Annotated in this window: 2 protein-coding genes; both read right to left on the bottom strand. The window is 63.8% G+C overall.

The genetic code is table 11. The annotated features are described in order from the left end of the window. On the bottom strand, positions 1-1,808 hold a 1,808-nt coding region (gene ftsH, locus EN749_RS33920), incomplete at its 3' end, for an ATP-dependent zinc metalloprotease FtsH (RefSeq protein WP_145991127.1). A 125-nt stretch (positions 1,809-1,933) separates the two neighbouring features. Then, on the bottom strand, positions 1,934-2,578 hold the full coding sequence (locus tag EN749_RS33915; protein WP_348629409.1) for a hypothetical protein: 645 nt from the start codon (positions 2,576-2,578) through the stop codon (positions 1,934-1,936). Positions 2,579-2,610 lie beyond the last annotated feature (32 nt).

Raw genomic sequence — 2,610 nt, 5'->3', positions numbered from 1 at the left:
GGCTTGTGGCCGGCGATCAACTGCTTGATCTCCTCGCCGGACAGCGTCTCATATTCCAGCAGGCCCTGTGCCAGCGCGATCCATTCCTTCTTCTTCTTGGTCAGGATGGACTTCGCCGACGAATAGGCCTCGTCGATCAGGCGGCGCACTTCGGCGTCGATGATCTGCGCCGTTTCTTCCGAGACGTTCTGCGTGCGCGCCACCGAATGGCCGAGGAACACTTCTTCCTGGTTGTCGCCATAGGCGACATGGCCGAGCTTGTCGGAAAAGCCCCAGCGCGTGACCATGGCGCGGGCCAGCTTGGTCGCCTGCTCGATATCCGAAGAGGCGCCGGAGGTGATGTTCTCCTTGCCGAACTTGAACTCCTCGGCGACGCGGCCGCCCATCATGATGGCGAGACGCGAGATCATGTATTTGTAGCTCATCGAATAGCGGTCGCCTTCGGGCAACTGCATGACCATGCCGAGCGCGCGACCGCGTGGAATGATCGTGGCCTTGTGCAGCGGATCGGCCGATGGCACGTTGAGCGCGAGAATGGCGTGGCCGGCCTCATGGTAGGCGGTCAGCTCCTTCTCGGCCTGGGTCATGGCCGACGAGCGGCGCTCGGCGCCCATCATGATTTTGTCCTTGGCGTCCTCGAATTCGGCCATGGTGACGAGGCGCTTGTTGCGCCGTGCCGCCATCAGCGCGGATTCGTTGACGAGGTTCATCAGATCGGCGCCGGAAAAGCCCGGCGTACCGCGCGCGATCACCTTGAGGTCGACATTGGGCGCCAGCGGCACGTTGCGCACATGCACCTTGAGGATCTTCTCGCGGCCGACGATGTCAGGGTTCGGCACCACGACCTGGCGGTCGAAGCGGCCTGGCCTGAGCAGGGCGGGGTCAAGCACGTCGGGCCGGTTGGTGGCGGCGATCAGGATGATGCTTTCGTTGGATTCGAAGCCGTCCATCTCGACCAGCAGCTGGTTCAGCGTCTGCTCGCGTTCGTCGTTGCCGCCGCCGAGGCCGGCGCCGCGATGACGGCCGACCGCGTCGATTTCATCGATGAAGATGATGCAGGGTGCGTTCTTCTTGGCCTGGTCGAACATGTCGCGGACTCGGCTTGCACCAACGCCAACGAACATCTCGACGAAGTCCGAACCGGAAATGGTGAAGAACGGCACATTGGCTTCGCCGGCAACCGAGCGGGCGAGCAGCGTCTTGCCGGTTCCCGGAGGGCCGACAAGCAGCACGCCGCGCGGAATCTTGCCGCCGAGCCGCTGGAATTTCTGCGGATCGCGCAGGAACTCGACGATCTCTTCCAGATCTTCCTTGGCTTCGTCGACGCCGGCAACGTCCTGGAAGGTGACGCGGCCATGCGCTTCGGTGAGCAACTTGGCCTTCGACTTGCCAAAGCCCATCGCGCGGCCGGAGCCGGACTGCATCTGGCGCATGAAGAAGATCCAGACGCCGAGGATGAGGATCATCGGCAGCCAAGAGATCAAATAGCCGAACAGCGAATTGGAACCGTCTGTTTCAGGCCGCGCATTGATGGTGACGTTCTTGTCCTGCAGCCGCGAGACCAGCGAAGGATCGCCGGGCGAATAGGTCTGGAAGCCGCTGGCATTGTCGGTGTAGGTGCCGCTGATGCGGGCGCCCGCGATGGTCACCGTCTTGACCCGGCCCGCCGCGACATCCTGCAGGAACTGCGAATAAGGCACATCGCTGGAAGCCCCTCGCGTCTGCGGCGTCTGGAACAGATTGAACAGGGCTATGAGCAGGACCGCTATGATCGCCCAGAGCGCGAGGTTGCGATAGTTCGGATTCATCAATTGTCCCGTTGGCGTCCGCGGGGCGGACACGCGTCATGAGAGGAAACTTGCGCCTAACATAGGGAGAGCACCTCCCCTTGCCAAGCATAACAGCACGTCTGGGTTAAGCTTTCGCGCAACCATCAGCCGGCACTATGGCCGCTGAAAGGCAAGGGCGGGACCGGGGCCGCGCCAATCAGCCCGGCGACGGCCTGCGCCGGCGCCAGGTCGAAGGACGGCAGGAAGCGGGCAAAGGGACTAACGACCGGCCGCACTTCCACCATCGCAGACTTCAGTTCATATCCAGGCAAACCAAGGCATTCCCCGGCGTGCCACAACGCCGGTTCGGCCGCGAGCGCGGCGCGCATCAGGCTCGGCGGGGCTTTTCCTTGGCCCGTCGCCAGCCGCTTCGCCGCTGCCGTGCCTAGCGGGGCAATCAACAATGCGCTGCTGCTGTCGTTCAATGTGATGCGCCGGCGGCCATCCCACAGGGTGCTGCCAGTAAGGGTTGCGGCGGCGGGCAGGCCGCGCGCCTCGCGGCGCAGGAAGATGCCGGAGCGCCGGGAATCGACAACCGTCCGCGACAATGTGGCGCAAAGAAATCCAGCCCTCAGCCGACCGAACAGAGCCTCGCTGCGGGCCTGATCCGGCAGGAAGGCAATTCCGCCGGTCATGGCCAGCAGGATACGCAACGCATAGACGGCCGCTCGCTCGTCGCCTGTGTTCAGCAAGAGCGGATCAAGACGAATGAGCCCGCAGGACAGCCGGGTCGCGAAATCGCCGATCAAACTTGCGGCGGCGAGGCCGAGTTGACTGCGCG

The sequence above is a fragment of the Mesorhizobium sp. M7A.F.Ca.ET.027.02.1.1 genome (assembly GCF_004022985.1).
Taxonomy (GTDB): Bacteria; Pseudomonadota; Alphaproteobacteria; order Rhizobiales; family Rhizobiaceae; genus Mesorhizobium.
This window is presented reverse-complemented; position numbering and strand designations above follow the sequence as displayed.